The sequence below is a fragment of the Geothermobacter ehrlichii genome (genome assembly GCF_008124615.1).
In the GTDB taxonomy this organism is placed as follows: Bacteria; Desulfobacterota; Desulfuromonadia; order Desulfuromonadales; family Geothermobacteraceae; genus Geothermobacter; species Geothermobacter ehrlichii.
On record NZ_VNIB01000011.1, the window covers coordinates 1 to 15,306 of the forward strand.

At 63.7% G+C, this 15,306-nt stretch carries 12 protein-coding genes and 1 riboswitch; of the genes, 6 read left to right on the forward strand and 6 right to left on the reverse strand.

The window, feature by feature from the left end:
- Positions 1-161 precede the first annotated feature (161 nt).
- From resB to alr, 5 genes are all read right to left on the reverse strand, one after another.
- Positions 162-1,541: a cytochrome c biogenesis protein ResB gene (resB, locus tag EDC39_RS11155; RefSeq protein WP_148896472.1), complete on the reverse strand. Its 1,380-nt coding sequence runs from the start codon at positions 1,539-1,541 to the stop codon at positions 162-164.
- A 147-nt stretch (positions 1,542-1,688) separates the two neighbouring features.
- Complete coding sequence (purE, locus tag EDC39_RS11160; protein WP_148896473.1) at positions 1,689-2,207, reverse strand: 5-(carboxyamino)imidazole ribonucleotide mutase; 519 nt, start codon at positions 2,205-2,207, stop codon at positions 1,689-1,691.
- A 95-nt stretch (positions 2,208-2,302) separates the two neighbouring features.
- The gene (gene purD, locus EDC39_RS11165) at positions 2,303-3,574 is read right to left on the reverse strand and encodes a phosphoribosylamine--glycine ligase (RefSeq protein ID WP_148896474.1); all 1,272 of its coding nucleotides are present in this window, start codon (positions 3,572-3,574) and stop codon (positions 2,303-2,305) included.
- An 83-nt stretch (positions 3,575-3,657) separates the two neighbouring features.
- The gene (gene purH / locus EDC39_RS11170; RefSeq protein WP_148896475.1) at positions 3,658-5,223 is read right to left on the reverse strand and encodes a bifunctional phosphoribosylaminoimidazolecarboxamide formyltransferase/IMP cyclohydrolase; all 1,566 of its coding nucleotides are present in this window, start codon (positions 5,221-5,223) and stop codon (positions 3,658-3,660) included.
- 186 nt (positions 5,224-5,409) lie between these two features.
- Positions 5,410-6,528, reverse strand: a complete 1,119-nt coding sequence (alr, locus tag EDC39_RS11175; protein WP_246140242.1) for an alanine racemase — start codon at positions 6,526-6,528, stop codon at positions 5,410-5,412.
- Positions 6,529-6,734: 206 nt separating this feature from the next.
- On the opposite strand from alr, the gene EDC39_RS11180 reads away from it, so the two are divergent.
- The 5 genes from EDC39_RS11180 (at position 6,735) to EDC39_RS11200 (ending at position 12,528) form a co-directional block, all read left to right on the forward strand.
- Positions 6,735-6,920, forward strand: coding sequence for a CooT family nickel-binding protein (locus EDC39_RS11180; RefSeq protein ID WP_148896476.1), 186 nt, complete (start codon positions 6,735-6,737; stop codon positions 6,918-6,920).
- A gap of 21 nt (positions 6,921-6,941) precedes the next feature.
- Positions 6,942-7,045: riboswitch (TPP riboswitch) on the forward strand.
- A gap of 56 nt (positions 7,046-7,101) precedes the next feature.
- Complete coding sequence (gene thiD / locus EDC39_RS11185) at positions 7,102-8,511, forward strand: bifunctional hydroxymethylpyrimidine kinase/phosphomethylpyrimidine kinase (protein WP_148896477.1); 1,410 nt, start codon at positions 7,102-7,104, stop codon at positions 8,509-8,511.
- Positions 8,512-8,759: 248 nt separating this feature from the next.
- Positions 8,760-10,064, forward strand: coding sequence for a phosphomethylpyrimidine synthase ThiC (thiC, locus tag EDC39_RS11190; RefSeq protein WP_148896478.1), 1,305 nt, complete (start codon positions 8,760-8,762; stop codon positions 10,062-10,064).
- A 313-nt stretch (positions 10,065-10,377) separates the two neighbouring features.
- Positions 10,378-11,175 carry an adenosylmethionine decarboxylase gene (gene speD / locus EDC39_RS11195; protein ID WP_148896556.1) on the forward strand — a complete coding sequence of 266 codons (798 nt, stop codon included), beginning with the start codon at positions 10,378-10,380 and terminating at the stop codon, positions 11,173-11,175.
- 129 nt (positions 11,176-11,304) lie between these two features.
- Positions 11,305-12,528, forward strand: coding sequence for a ChaN family lipoprotein (locus EDC39_RS11200; protein ID WP_148896479.1), 1,224 nt, complete (start codon positions 11,305-11,307; stop codon positions 12,526-12,528).
- A gap of 90 nt (positions 12,529-12,618) precedes the next feature.
- Here the strand turns inward: EDC39_RS11200 and EDC39_RS11205 are convergent, their stop codons facing one another.
- Positions 12,619-13,599, reverse strand: a complete 981-nt coding sequence (locus EDC39_RS11205) for a class II fructose-bisphosphate aldolase (protein WP_148896480.1) — start codon at positions 13,597-13,599, stop codon at positions 12,619-12,621.
- Positions 13,600-13,788: 189 nt separating this feature from the next.
- On the opposite strand from EDC39_RS11205, the gene EDC39_RS11210 reads away from it, so the two are divergent.
- Positions 13,789-15,234, forward strand: a complete 1,446-nt coding sequence (locus EDC39_RS11210) for a glyceraldehyde-3-phosphate dehydrogenase (RefSeq protein WP_148896481.1) — start codon at positions 13,789-13,791, stop codon at positions 15,232-15,234.
- The last annotated feature ends 72 nt before the right edge of the window (positions 15,235-15,306 follow it).

Here is a 15,306-nt window from a genome sequence, read left to right on the forward strand (position 1 = left end):
GGTCCGGCTGCGGGTGACCAAATAGGAAATAAAGATGACCATGGCGCCGAAATAGGCGATGGTGGTGAGGTTGAAAAGCTTGACGCTGAGCATGATGATAGTGCCTCCTGAGCCTCTGGAAACCCGTACGCGCCATCAGCGCCGGGCGACCGATCGCGTTATCAGCTTTTTATGGATGATTCCAGCTCGCTGCTGAAATTTTCGAACCAGATCTCGAACGCCGGCTGGTTGCGATGGGCATTGCCGCCGTAGCGCACCCGGCTCCCCTGCTCCGTCGGTTCGATGGTGATCCAGATTCGCCGGTGCGACAGGAAGAAGGCGGCGAAACAGCCGGTCACCATCAGGAAACAGCCGAGCCACACAACCCAGACGCCGGGATCCTTCGCCACCTGCAGGCCGGTGTAGTAACGCTGCTTGAAATCGAGCAGGCTGAAGATATAGCGGCCACCACGCTGGGCATCGAACTCGGGAAAATTCTTCAGCACCACGAAAGACGGATGACGTTCGCCCGGCTTGTGCTCATGCGTCGTGCCCGGCAGCAGCTCGATTCGCACGGCGGCCCCGAAGTTCTGGAACTGCTCGGTGAAATCGGCAACCCGGAAAGCGGCTCCACCGGGGAGCGACACCGGCTGTCCCTGGCGGGCGGTCACCTCGACCGTCTTGCCCGTCGCCCGTTCCCGCACCCGGAACCGGAACTGCGGATTGCCCATGGGGCCGTAGCTCGACTGGTAGAAGGTGATGCCTCTCCAGGTCAGCGGATCGTTGACCTCGATGGTCTTTTTCAACACTTCCTTGCCGTCTTCCAGCACCACCAGATCGGAAACGAACTCCTTCGGACGCATGGAACCAGGATAGTACTGCACCTCGAACCGGTCGCAACGAACCGAAAAGCCGAGATCGATCGGTTGCTCGCCGCCACGCGGCCAAACCTTGTCGGTGCTGCTCCCCTCGGGGATGTTGACGAACGCCTTGTAGCCCCAGAGTGCCCCTATCATGGCACCGGCGAAAATGATCAGGATCGAGGCATGAACCACGTAGACTCCGAAGCGGGCCCAGGCCATCTTCTGGGCGAAGAGATGGATTCGGCCCCCTTCCTCGGTACGGCGCGGACTGGCGAACGCCTTGCCGAGAAAAGTGTTCAGCCGCTCGGCGGCCTGCTCCGCATCCAGCGCCGTTTCGACCTCCCCCTTGCGTCCCAGACTCTTGTAGAACTTCTCGTCCGGCGTCAGCTCGGGGTTGCGCACCAGACGGACGATGCGCGGCAACCGCTTGATCGAGCAACAGGTGAGGTTGACGGCGAAGACGACCAGCAGGGTGATGAACCACCAGGAGTGGTACATGTCGAGAAAGTCGAGGGCCAGAAAGATCTTGTACGCGGTCTGGCCGTATTCCCGGATGTAATCCTGGGGATTGGCGTTCTGCTGGATGACGGTGCCGATAATGGAAGTGATGGCCAGCAGGATCAGGGTGGCGATGGCCAGCTTGAGGGAACAGAAAAAGTCCCAGATATGCTCGAAGAAGCTCTTGTCTCGGGTGGTCAAGGAACTCTCCTGATGGGTTGGTGATCTTGGTCCGGACGACCCGGCAACCGGGTCAATCCTTTCCACGTTAGTCGATGGGTTTTCCCGCTGTCAACCCCGGCCCGGACAAATCGTTCCGCCGCCGGTTCCAGGAAAAGCGGGCAGCCTTCAGAAACCGTCTTCCGCCAGTCGCTTTTGCAATTTTTCGGCCTTTTCCAGCACCCCTTCGGCCATCTTCCGCCGCTGCCTCTCCAGCCGCTCCGCCAGGGAGGCATCGCGGGTCGCCAGAATCTGCGCCGCGAAGATGCCGGCGTTGCGCGCTCCGGCCTTGCCGATGGCCATGGTCGCCACCGGAATGCCGGCCGGCATCTGCACCATGGCCAGCAGGGCGTCGAGCCCCTTGAGGGATGTGGCGTCGATGGGAACGGCGATCACCGGCAGTGTCGTCTCCGCCGCCACCACGCCGGCCAGATGCGCTGCCGCCCCGGCGCCGGCGATCAATACCTGCAAGCCACGGTCCCGAGCCGAACGGACGTACTCGGCGGTCCGCGCCGGCGTCCGGTGGGCGCTGCTGACCGTCATCTCGAACGGAACGTCCAGCTCCTTCAGGGCCTTCGCCGTCTCGACCATGATCGCGTAGTCGTTGTCGCTGCCCATGAGGATGCCGACCAACGGTTTGTCGCTCATCGGAAAACTCCTTGAAAAATCAAAATCGGCCAAGGGCGAAAGGCAAAAGGGGAACAATAGCCTTTAGCCTTTAGCCTTTTGCCGCCTTTGCTGCTTTACCGCTTTACCGCCTTCGCCCCGATGTCAGTACGGTAATGCACATCCTGCCAGGAAATTGTCTCTACCCCCTGGTAGGCCTTGCGGATTGCCGTCGGAATGTCCGCGCCAAGACCGGTCACGCCGAGAACCCGCCCGCCCTGATTGACGATCCTGCCGTCTTTCAAGCCGGTACCGGCATGAAAGACGAAGAGATCGTCGATGGCTGCGGCCCGGTCCAGTCCCTCGATCGGGTGCCCCTTGACATAGCTGCCGGGATAGCCGCCGGACGCCATGACCACACAGACCGCCGCCTTGTCGTGCCATTCGAGACTCACGCGGTCGAGCTCGCCACGCACGCAGGCCTGCAGCACCGGCACCAGGTCCGACTTCAGCCGCATCAGCAGCGGTTGGCACTCGGGATCGCCGAACCGGACGTTGAACTCGAGCACCTTCGCCCGGCCGTCCCTGACCATCAGGCCGGCGTAGAGAATACCGTTGAAGGGGCAGCCCTCGGCGGCCATTCCGGCCACCAGCGGCTGCAGAATCTCTTCGACCACCTGCCGGTGCACCTCGTCGGTCACCACCGGCGCCGGCGAATAGGCCCCCATGCCACCGGTATTCGGCCCCTGGTCACCGTCGAAAACCGGCTTGTGATCCTGGGACGAGGCCAGGGGGAGGATGGTCCTGCCGTCGGTAAAGGCGATGAACGAGGCCTCCTCGCCGTCGAGGAACTCCTCGATGACCACGATCCGGCCGGCCTCGCCGAAAGCGGCGTCGAGCATGCAGGCGTCGACGGCAGCGATCGCCTCTTCCTCGCTGCGGGCGACCACCACGCCCTTGCCGGCCGCCAGGCCGTCCGCCTTGACCACGATCGGCGCGCCCTGCTCGCGAATGAAGGCCACCGCCTGGTCGCGGTCGGTAAAGGTACCGTAGGCGGCCGTCGGCACGCCGTATTTGGCCATGATGTCCTTGCAGAATTTCTTGCTGCCTTCCAGCCGCGCCGCCTGGCGATCGGGGCCGAAAATTTCCAGTCCCGCCTGCCGGAAACGGTCGACGATGCCCAAAGTCAGGGGCAGCTCCGGTCCGACCACGGTCAGACCGATCTGCTGCTGCCGGGCGAAAGCGAGCAGACCGTCGATGTCATCGACGGCAATATCGACGCATTCGGCCTGCGCGGCGATCCCCGGATTGCCCGGGGCGCAATAGACCTTGTCCACCAGACTTGACTGGGCGATCTTCCAGACCAGGGCATGTTCGCGGCCACCGCCGCCAACAACGAGAATGTTCATGACAGTTCTCCTAAAGTGACGAGTGACGAGTGACGAGGGACAAGTCGTTTTTGCTCGTCCCTCGTCCCTCGTCCCCGCCTTTCTCAATGCCTGAAATGCCTCATCCCGGTGAAGACCATCGCCATGCCGTGCTCGTCGGCGGCGGCGATCACTTCCTCGTCGCGGATCGAACCGCCCGGCTGGATGACGGCGGTGATGCCGACTTTCGCCGCGTTGTCGATGCCGTCACGGAAGGGGAAGAAGGCATCGGAGGCCATGGCCGCCCCCTTGACCTCGAGCCCGGCGTGCTCGGCCTTGATGGCGGCGATGCGGGCGGAATTGACCCGGCTCATCTGGCCGGCGCCGACGCCGATGGTCATGCCATCCCTGCCGTAGACGATGGCGTTCGACTTGACGAACTTGGCCACCTTCCAGGTGAAGAGCAGGTTCTTCAGTTCCTCTTCGGTCGGCTGGCGCTTGCTCACCACCTTCATCTCCGCGAGCAGGGCCAGGTCGGTGTCCTGCACCAGCAGGCCGCCGTTGACCCGCTTGAAATCGAGACGCGGGGCCGGCTCCTGCGGCCAGAAGCCGCATTCGAGCAGGCGGACGTTCTTCTTGGCGGCCACCGCCACGGCGGCCTCTTCGCTCACCTTCGGCGCGATGATCACCTCGACAAACTGCTTTTCGCAGATCGCGGCCGCGGTTTCGCCGTCCAGCTCGCAGTTGAAGGCGATAATGCCGCCGAAGGCCGATTCCGGGTCGGTGGAAAAGGCCCGCCGGTAGGCCTCGAGCGGCGTGGCGCCGAGCGCTACGCCGCAGGGATTGGCGTGCTTGACGATGACGCAGGCCGGACCCTCGCTGAACTGCTTGACGCACTCTAAAGCGGCGTCGGTATCGGCGATGTTGTTGTAGGAAAGGGCCTTGCCCTGCAGTTGCCGGGCGGTACTGACGGAGGCCTCGGCGACCTTCTGCTCGACATAGAATGCCGCCTTCTGGTGCGGATTCTCGCCGTAGCGCATCCCCTGCGCCTTGCGGTACTGCAGGGTCAGCACCGGCGGAAAATCGGCATGCTCCTCGCCGAGACGGCGTCCCAGCCAGTTGGAGATGGCGGCGTCGTAGGCCGCGGTATGCTGGTAGACCTTCACCGCCAGCCGGAAATTGGTCGCCTCGGAGACGGCACCCTCGGAAGTCCCCATCTCCTCGAGTACCGCACCGTAGTCGGCCGGATCGACCAGAACCGTGACCGAACGGTTGTTCTTGGCGGCGCTGCGCAGCATGGTTGGTCCGCCGATATCGATGTTTTCGATGGCGTCCTCCAGGCTGCAGCCGGGATTGGCGACCGTCGCCTCGAAGGGGTAGAGGTTGACCACCACCATGTCGATCGGCTCGATGCCGTGCTGTTCCATGGTCGCCACGTGGTCCGGGTTGTCGCGCAGCCCGAGCAGGCCGCCGTGAATCTTCGGATGCAGGGTCTTGACCCGGCCGTCGAGCATTTCGGGAAAGCCGGTGAACTCGGAGACGTCCTTGACGGCCAGTCCGGCTTCCCGCATCAGCCGGGCGGTTCCGCCGGTGGAAAGGATTTCGACACCGAACTTCGCCAGCTCACTGGCAAATTCGACGATGCCGGTCTTGTCGGAGACACTGATCAGGGCACGCTTGATTTTCGCCATGGGTCAACCTCGGTCTGTTGTCGGTCAAAACAGAAAAAACCGTCATGCGCGGATGGCGGTTTTCGGGGGAGCCATTCCCTTTGCTGCCGGTCTGTGAAGAAAGGCCTTATCTACCATGCCGAACGGTCTGCTGGCAACCGTTTTCGCGGCCGCAAAAGCAGCGTATACCTCTTTTTGCGCCTCTTTTCACCGCCCGAGATAACAGCGCGGATTGCACGATCCGAGCAGGCAGAAGATCTCGTAGTCGATGGTATCCGCCCAGCCGGCCAGCTCGTCGCCGCGGATGCACTCCGACCCGTCGGTTCCGAGCAGGGTGACCGGATCGCCGACCGCGACCCGCGGCAGAGCGCCGACATCGGCCAGAATCCAGTTCATGCAGACCCTGCCCACCAGCGGCACCCGGCGCCCGCGTATCAGCACCTGCGCCCTGTTGGTCAGGGCGCGGAGGTAGCCGTCGGAATAACCGACCGGGATGGCGGCCAGCAGGCTCTCCTGCCGGGTCACGAAGCGGTGACCGTAAGAGATGCCGGTTCCGGCCGGCACCTTTTTGACCTGCGCCACCCGGCTGACGAAGGACATCACCGGCTTCAGGTCGAGGTGGCGAAACCCTTCGCCGGGCAGGCCGCCATACAGGCTGATGCCGGGACGCGCCAGGTTGCACAGGGGGAACTCCCTGCCGAACAGGCCGGCGCTGTTGCTCAGGTGCACCCAGCGCGGCTGAAAACCGGCCTGCCGCACCCTTTCGAGACAGGCGGCGAAGGTGTCGTACTGCCGGTCGGACCAGGGATGCTCCCGCTCGTCAGCCATCGCCAGGTGGGACACCACGCCCTCGATCGCCACATGGCGCAGGGCGGCGAGCGCCGCCAGCACCTGGTCGAGTTCTTCAGGCCGGAAACCGACCCGCCCCATGCCGGTATCGATCTTGAGATGGACGGGAATCCTGCGCCCCCGCGCCCGGCCGGCCGCATCCAGTGCCCGCGCCAGCTCCAGATCGAACAGCATCGGCACCAGGCCGAGGTCGGCCAGAACGCCGGCATCGCCGGGATCGGCGCCGCAAAAGAGCAGAATCGGCTGCACCAGCCCGAGCCGCCGCAGCGATTCGGCCTCGCGCAGATGCGCCACGCCGAACATTTCGGCGCCCTCGTCGTGCAGGGCCCGGGCTACCTGCTCGGCGCCATGACCGTAGGCGTCGGCCTTGACCACCGCCAGCAGGGGACGGCCGGAAAAGGCCCTTTTCGCCAGCCGAAAATTGTGCCGCAGGGCCGACAGATCGATCCGGACCTGGTTGGGATGCGACATGGCCATCACTCTTCGCTCCTTGAATTGTCTTCCTTGCCCGGCGGAAAACGACGCCCGACTCCTCCCTCTGAATTTCGTTTTTCTAGCATGCCTCGGGGACGGAGGCAAAGAAAACGCCACCAGGCCGCCGAAAGTGGTGGTGGAATTGGGCATTGACAGTCCCTCGACCCATTGGCTAGTCTGCAATCAAATCAACTACTGGAGGTCGCGGCATGTGTCTCGACAACGGGCCGCTGATGCTGGTCAGGGGCGAAACCGAACGGCAACTGGACAATATCGCCTCGCTGCTGCCCAAAGACGGCAGCATCACCCTGATCGACGTTTTCGGCAAAAAAGAACAGATCGAGGGCGTGATCGAGGAGATCGATCTGCTGAACAACCGCATCGTCCTTGCCTGAAACCGACAATCGAATAGCTGACAGCACCGCTGGGGGAGTGAAGACTGAGAGTCCTGCGACAGGCAGGGCGACCCTTCGAACCTGATCCGGGTCATGCCGGCGTAGGGAAGCGGCCAGAGCGATTTCTGCAGACAGCATCGCGGCCGGCCCCGGCGCGGTGCTGTCTGCGTCTGGGGCTGTCATGCTCGAAGGAATCTATTACATCACCACCGCCGATCCGGCCGGCCGCTACCTCGATACCTGCCGCGCCGTCCTTGCCGGCGGGGTGCGCATCCTGCAATACCGCGACAAGCACAGAAGCGTCGAAGAGCAGGCCCCCATCGCCCGCCGGCTGCGCGACCTCTGTCGCGAATACGGAGCCATCTTCCTTATCAACGACCATCCGCATCTGGCCTTGGCGGTCGATGCCGACGGCGTCCACCTCGGCCAGGACGACACCCCGCCAGCCGAAGCGCGGAAGATTCTCGGCACAGGCCACCTGATCGGCGTCTCGACCCGCACCGTCGAGCAGGCCCGGGCCGCGGCCGCCGCCGGCGCCGACTATATCGCCGTCGGCAGCATGTATCCCACCGGCAGCAAGCAGGACGCCGAACTGGTCGGGCCGGAGCGCCTCGGCGAAATCCGCCGGGCGGTCGACCGGCCGCTGGTGGCCATCGGTGGCATCGACCGCGACCGGGCGCCGCGCCTGTTCGATCTCGGCGCCGACGCCGTCGCCGTCATCTCCGCCCTGCGCGACGCCGACGACCCGCGCCTGGCGGCGCGCGAGCTGGCCCTGATCGCCAACCGCCGCCACCCCGAGCCGCGCGGCCGGGTGCTGACGATCGCCGGCTCCGATTCCGGCGGCGGCGCCGGCATCCAGGCCGACCTGAAAACCATCGCCCTGCTCGGCGGCTACGGCATGTCGGCCCTCACCGCCCTCACCGCCCAGAACACCCTCGGCGTCAGCGGCATCCATCCCTGCCCGGCCGATTTCGTCAGTGAACAGGTCACGGCGGTTATCGACGACATCGGCGCCGACGTCGTCAAGACCGGCATGCTCTACAGCGCCGAGATCGTCGCCTGCGCCGCCGGACTGGTCGAGCGCTACGGCCTTCCGGCGGTGGTCGACCCGGTGATGATCGCCAAGGGGGGCGCTCCCCTGCTGCGCCAGGACGCCGTCGCCACCCTGATCGACAGGCTGCTGCCGCAAACCTACCTGCTGACGCCGAACGTTCCGGAAGCGGCAGCCCTGACCGGCATTCCCATCGAGGGAGAGAAGGAAATGGAACGCGCCGGAGAGAAACTGCTCGCCATGGGCGCCCGCAACGTGCTGATCAAGGGCGGACATCTGCGCGGCGAGGCGGTCGATCTGCTCCTGACCCCGCAGGGCGTCCATCGCTGGAGCTGCGAACGCCTCGCCGGCCGCAACACCCATGGCACCGGCTGCACCTTCTCCGCCGCCATCGCCACCCTGCTGGCGCGAGGCGAACCCCTGCCGGTGGCAGTCGGGAAGGCCAAGAAATTCATCACTGCCGCCATCCGCACCGCCGTCGACCTCGGCCGCGGACACGGCCCGGTCAACCACTGGCGGGGGGCTAAAGAGATATTGTAGAACCAGAATTCAGGAGCAGAAGCCCGGGGTCAGAGGAAAAACCTTCCGAGTTCTGCGGCCGACATCCTGAAGATGGCAGCGACTTTGGCGTTTGAAAACGCACCGACAACGAGGCAGAACCAACTCTGCGCAAACAGGACACAAAAGGGGGGCGGGTTTGAGAATTTCTCCTGGCTCCTGAATTCTGACTCCTGACTCCTGTTCTTGACTTTTCATTTTACTACCGCATCAAAACAAAAGGACCAACCATGACTCAGCTCGAAGCCGCCCGCAAGGGCCTGATCACCGAAGAGATGAAAACCGCCGCAGCGGCGGAGAAGATCGACCCTGAAATCCTGCGGCAAAAAATCGCCGCCGGCACCGCCATCATCTGCCTCAACAGCAAGCACGCGGGCGTGCGCCCGCTGGCCGTCGGCGAGGGGCTGCGGACCAAGGTCAACGCCAACATCGGCACCAGCAAGGACGACGTCTCCATCGACAAGGAGATGGAGAAGGCCAGGGTGGCGGTCGCCGCCGGCGCCGACGCCATCATGGACCTGTCGACCGGCGGCCCGGTCGACGAGATTCGCCGGGCGGTCATCGCCGAAGCGGGCGTCACCATCGGCAGCGTCCCCCTCTACCAGGCGGCGCTGGAGGCGGTCAACGTGCAGCGCAAAGCGATCGTCGACATGACCGTGGACGACATCTTCGCCGGCATCGAAAAGCACCTCGAAGACGGGGTCGATTTCATCACCGTTCACTGCGGCGTCACCCGCTCCACCGTCGAGCGGATGCGCAACGAGGGGCGGGTGATGGAAGTCGTCTCCCGCGGCGGCTCCTTCACCGTCGAGTGGATGGCGCACAACAACGCCGAAAACCCCCTTTTCGAGCACTATGACAAGCTGCTGCAACTGGTCAAACCCTACGACTGCGTCCTCTCCCTCGGCGACGGCTTCCGCCCCGGATGTCTGGCCGACGCTACCGACCGAGCCCAGATCCACGAGCTGATCCTGCTCGGCGAACTGACCCAGCGCGCCTGGGACGCCGGCGTCCAGGTGATGATCGAAGGCCCGGGGCACGTGCCGCTGAACCAGATCGAGGCCAACATCAAGCTGCAGAAGCGCCTCTGCCACGGCGCTCCCTTCTACGTGCTCGGGCCGCTGGTGACCGACATCGCCCCCGGCTACGATCACATCACCTGCGCCATCGGCGGCACCCTCGCCGCCGCCGCCGGCGCCGATTTCCTCTGCTACGTCACCCCCAGCGAGCACCTGCGCCTGCCGACGGTGGAGGACGTACACGAAGGGGTAATGGCCAGCCGCATCGCCGCCCACGCCGCCGACATCGTCAAGGGCGTGCCCGGAGCCTGGGAGCAGGATCTGGCCATGGCCCGCTGCCGCAAGCAGCTCGACTGGGAAGGACAGTTCCGGCTCGCCATCGACCCGGAAAAGGCGCGGCGGATGCGCGCCGAGTCGGGGGTCGACGAGGAACACGGCGCCTGCACCATGTGCGGCGAGTTCTGCGCCTACAAGGTGATGAACGAACGGCAGCAGAAAGAGGCGGCCGGCGGCTGATTCCGCCGGCCTCTCCGCCACCGCCCGGCATGGGCGAATACTGCCCCCCACCGCCTGCCTTCGGGATTCGGCTACCGTAACAATCCCATCTGCTTCGTTGCCGGCATCGCTCAGGTACTCGACGTGGCCTCTACTACGCCTGCGTCCGAATCGGCCGGGCGCCTTGCATCTGGGCCCGTTCCGGCCCCCTCGGTCCACAAACCAGGCGCTGGATTTGGGGGGCCAATTTTACATTTGGTCCCCGGGACGATTTGTGCTTTAATTGCTCGTTCTGGCCCGGCCAGCATATCCCGGACAAAGTGAGATGCATGCCATGGTCGCAAAGCGCAACAGCAGGAACCTGCGGTACCGTCGACGCCCCAAGCTGAAACTGCGGGGCTTCAACAACCTGACCAAGACCCTCTCCTTCAACATCTACGACGTCTGCTACGCCAAGCGGCCGCAGGCGCGCAAGGAATATCTCGAGTACATCGACGAGGAGTACAACTCGGAGCGCCTGGTGCGCATCCTGACCGAGGTCGCCGACATCATCGGCGCCAACATCCTCAACATCTCCAGCCAGGACTACGATCCCATGGGGGCCAGCGTCACCATCCTCATCGCCGAGGAGCCGGTCGACCCAAAGCCGGAGCAGGTTCTGGCGCACCTGGACAAGAGCCACCTCTGCGTCCACACCTACCCGGAAACCGACTCCAAGAGCGGCGTCTCCACCTTTCGGGTCGACATCGACGTCTCCACCTGCGGCAAGATCAGCCCACTGAAGGCCCTCAACCACCTGATCGAGTCGTTCGAGTCGGACATCGTCGTCATCGACTACAAGGTGCGCGGCTTCACCCGGGACGTCAAGGGACGCAAGCACTTCATGGACCACCGCCTGCGCTCCATTCAGCAGTACATCAAGAAGCGGATTCTCGCCCGCTACCAGTGCGTCGACATCAACATCTACCAGGAGAACCTGTTCCACACCAAGATGCGGCTGAAGGACCTCGACCTCGACCAGTACCTGTTCGCCATCAACGCCGAGGACATTCCCGAAGCCGAACAGCAGCACATCCGCACGGTGCTGGAGCAGGAGATCACCGAAATTTTCTATTCGAAACACATTTTCTAGCAGGTTGTCGACAAGCCGAAATCTGGCGAAAAAGCGGCCGTGGCGCCAGGCCGTACCGACCGTGCAGCCCGTCTGCCCATGCCGCTTAGGTCCATCTCGACATCCTGCCGCCAAGCGATGGAGGTTTTCATGGCCGTTGGCATGCGCGCCGTTCTGCCCATTCTGCTGCTTCTGCTTCTTGGCGGCTGCGCCGGCATCCGGCAGCAGCCCCTGGGCAACCCCGAATCCCCATACCCGCCGCCGCGCCCACCCGAAATCGGCGACGTCCTGCACCTGCCGACCGGCATCTACGTCGGCAGGGAACAGATGCTGGCGGCGGTGACCGACGCCCGCATCGTCTACGTCGGCGAAACCCACGACAATCCGGCCTCGCACCGGCTGCAGCTCGACATCTTGCGGGCGATGGCCGAGCGCTGGCCGGGACAGGTCTCCCTCGGCATGGAGATGTTCACCCCCGCCCAGCAGGAGGTGCTCGACGACTGGGTCGCCGGCCGACTGGACGAAAAGACCTTCCTCAAGCGGTCCCGCTGGTTCCGAACCTGGAGCATGGATTTCGGGCTCTATCGCGACCTGCTGGAACTGGCCAGGGAAAAGAAGATTCCCATCCGCGGCCTCAACGCCGACAAGAAGCTGGTCAGCCAGGTCGGCCGGAAGAACCTTGACCAGCTACCGGCGGAGGCCCGGCAATCCCTGCCGAAGATGGACCTGAACGATCCCTACCAGACAGCCCTGGTCAAGGCCATCTTCGGCGGTCACAGCGCCGGCAAGGCCATGCTCGAGGGCTTTCAGCGCGTTCAGACCCTGTGGGACGAAACCATGGCCGCCAGCATCGCCGACTGGCTCGCCCGGCCCGGCAACGAGAGGATGCGCATGGTGGTGGTGGCCGGCGGCAACCACGTCCGCAACGGCTTCGGAATTCCGCGCCGGGTCTTCCGCCGCCTGCCGACCTCCTACGTGCTGGTCGGCTCCCACGAAATCGAAGTCCCCGAAGAGAGGAAGGACCGGCTGATGAACGTCAGGGTTCCGGCCTTTCCCATGCCCCCCTTCGACTACCTGCTCTACACCCGCTACGAAATTCACGATCGCGACCGGGTCAAGCTCGGCGTCATACTGGCGGACGACGACGGCCGGGTGGTGGTCGGCAGCGTCGTTCCCGGTTCCAACGCCGACCGGGCCGGGCTGCGGCAAGGGGACGTGATCCTGCGCATCGGCGGGCAGCCGGTAAAGGAAAGTTTCGACCTGGTTTACGAAATCAGCCGGCTCGAGGCGGGCGACGAACGCACCCTCGACATCGAACGGCAGGGGGAAAGGTTGCAAATCGACGTGCGGTTCGAGAAGAGGCGGAAAAAATAGAAGCGCGATTCTCGAACCGAGAATCGCGAGTAACAAATTGCGAGTCCGTTCGCGGCCACCGGGCACGGGTGGCCGCGAACGAAAAACTCCTCACGCCTTGCCGGCACTCCCCAGCACGGCTTCGTTCTTGTGCTTGATCAGCCGGATCAGCTCCTTGCGCGCCTCGCCGAGATACTTGCGCGGATCGAACTCGGCCGGGTTGTTGGCCAGATACTCGCGCACCTTGGCGGTCACCGCCAGCCGGCCGTCAGAATCGATGTTGATCTTGCAGACGGCGCTGCGGGCGGCCCGCCGCAGCTGCTCCTCGGGAACGCCGACCGCCCCTTCCATACTGCCGCCGTAGCGGTTGATCAGCTGCACGTACTCCTGCACCACGCTGGAGGCTCCGTGCAGAACGATGGGGAAGCCGGGGATGCGCTTTTCGATCTCCTCGAGAATGTCGAACCGCAGCGGCGGCACCTCCTCGCCCTCCTTGAGCTTGAACTTGTAGGCGCCGTGGCTGGTGCCGATGGAGATGGCCAGCGAGTCGCAACCGGTCTTGCTGACGAAATCCTCCACCTCTTCCGGCCGGGTGTAGGTCGAATGCTCTGCCTCCACCTCGTCCTCGATGCCAGCCAGCACACCGAGCTCCCCCTCGACCGTCACATCGTACTGGTGGGCATATTCCACCACCTTGCGGGTCAGGGCGACATTCTCCTCATAGGGCAGGTGCGAGCCGTCGATCATCACCGACGAAAAACCGGAATCGACGCAGGCCTTGCACAGTTCGAAGGAATCACCGTGATCGAGGTGCAGGGCGATGGGGATGTCGGCGCCCATTTCCCGCGCCATCTTCACCGCTCCCATGGCCATGTAGCGCAGCATGGTTTCGTTGGCGTAATTGCGCGCACCCTTGCTGACCTGGATGATGACCGGCGAAGCGGTCTCGGCACAGGCGGTGATGATCGCCTGCAACTGCTCCAGGTTGTTGAAATTGTAGGCCGGGACGGCATAACCGCCCTTCATGGCGCGGGCAAACATGTCGCGCGTGTTCACCAGACCCAGTTCTTGGTAGGAAACCCTGTCGGCCATGCCTGCAATCCTCCTTTATTCATGGTCAGATTTCCGACCCTGACGGTCGGACTGCATTTATGAATAACAGCCCATGACCGGCAAGTCCAGCGACAAAAATTTTCGTCTACGAAACCTTGCCTTCGCCGGCCTTTTCCGTTTAGTATGGCGCGGTTTTGGCTTAACCCCTGCAACAAGGAAGGACGATCTATGCTGACAGAAAAACAGGTACGCTATTTCTCGGACTGGAAAGAAAGAGAAGCGATTGCCGAGCAGATGCTGCCCATCATCGGCCGTCTCTACCGCGACAACGATGTGGTCATCACCATCTACGACCGCAAGCTGGTGCACCAGTCGACCATCGACATCCTCCGCGCCCACCGCTTCGCCCGCCAGATTCTCGAAAACGAACTGTCGGTGCGTGATACCATGCCGGTGCTGCAAGCGGTCGCCAAACTCGATCTGGCCCCGGCCCGCATCGACATCGGCAAACTGACGGTCCGTTACCAGGCGCAGGCGGGCAATCTCGACATCGACGAATTCGTCCGCCAGGAACTGAAGGAGATCAACACCGGCCACAAGCCGATCCTGAGCGAGCCGCGCGATGTCGTGCTCTACGGCTTCGGCCGCATCGGACGCCTGCTGGCGCGCATTCTCATCGACCAGACCGGCGGCGGCAACAAGCTGCGCCTGCGCGCCGTGGTGGTGCGCAAGGGAAGCGAGGACGACCTGGTCAAGCGGGCCAGCCTGCTGCGCCGCGATTCGGTGCACGGCCCCTTCATGGGAACGATCAAGGTCGATCCGGAAGAGAACGCCATCATCGCCAACGGCAACCTGATTCACGTCATCTATTCGAACGATCCGGCCGAGGTCGACTACGCCCGCTACGGCATCAGCAACGCCATTCTCATCGACAACACCGGCAAATGGCGCGACCGGGAAGGGCTCAGCCAGCACCTGAAGTCGGGAGGAATCGACAAGGTCATTCTCACCGCTCCCGGCAAGGGGGATGTGCCCAATATCGTCTACGGCATCAACAACAATCTGCTGAACGACGACGAACGGATCTTCTCCGCCGCCAGCTGCACCACCAACGCCATCGTGCCGGTGCTCAAGGCGGTCAATGACCGTTTCGGCATCGTCAACGGTCATGTCGAGACTTGCCACTCCTACACCAACGACCAGAACCTGATCGACAACTACCACAAGAAGTCGCGCCGCGGCCGCGGGGCACCGCTGAACATGGTCATCACCGAAACCGGAGCCGCCAAGGCGGTGGCCAAGGCCCTGCCGGAGCTGACCGGGAAACTGACCGGCAACGCCATCCGCGTGCCGACCCCGAACGTCTCCCTGGCCATTCTCAGCCTCAACCTGGAAAAGGAAACCAGCGTCGAAGAGATCAACAGCTACCTGCGCGAGGTCTCCCTGGAAGGGCCGCTGCACGAACTGATCGACTACACCAATTCGCCCGATGTCGTCTCCACCGATTTCGTCGGCTCGGGCTACGCCTGCGTGGTCGATTCCTGCGCCACCATCGTTCAGGGGAACCGCTGCAACCTCTATGTCTGGTACGACAACGAAAACGGCTACAGCTGCCAGGTGGTGAAGATGGTCGACTATCTGGCCGGGCTGAAGCTGCCGGTTCTGCCGGCGTAAGCAAGCAGGCAGCCGAGAAGGGCCCATCTGCTGCGTTGCTCTCGATCTCGTCGCTGCGGAGTTGTAACCACG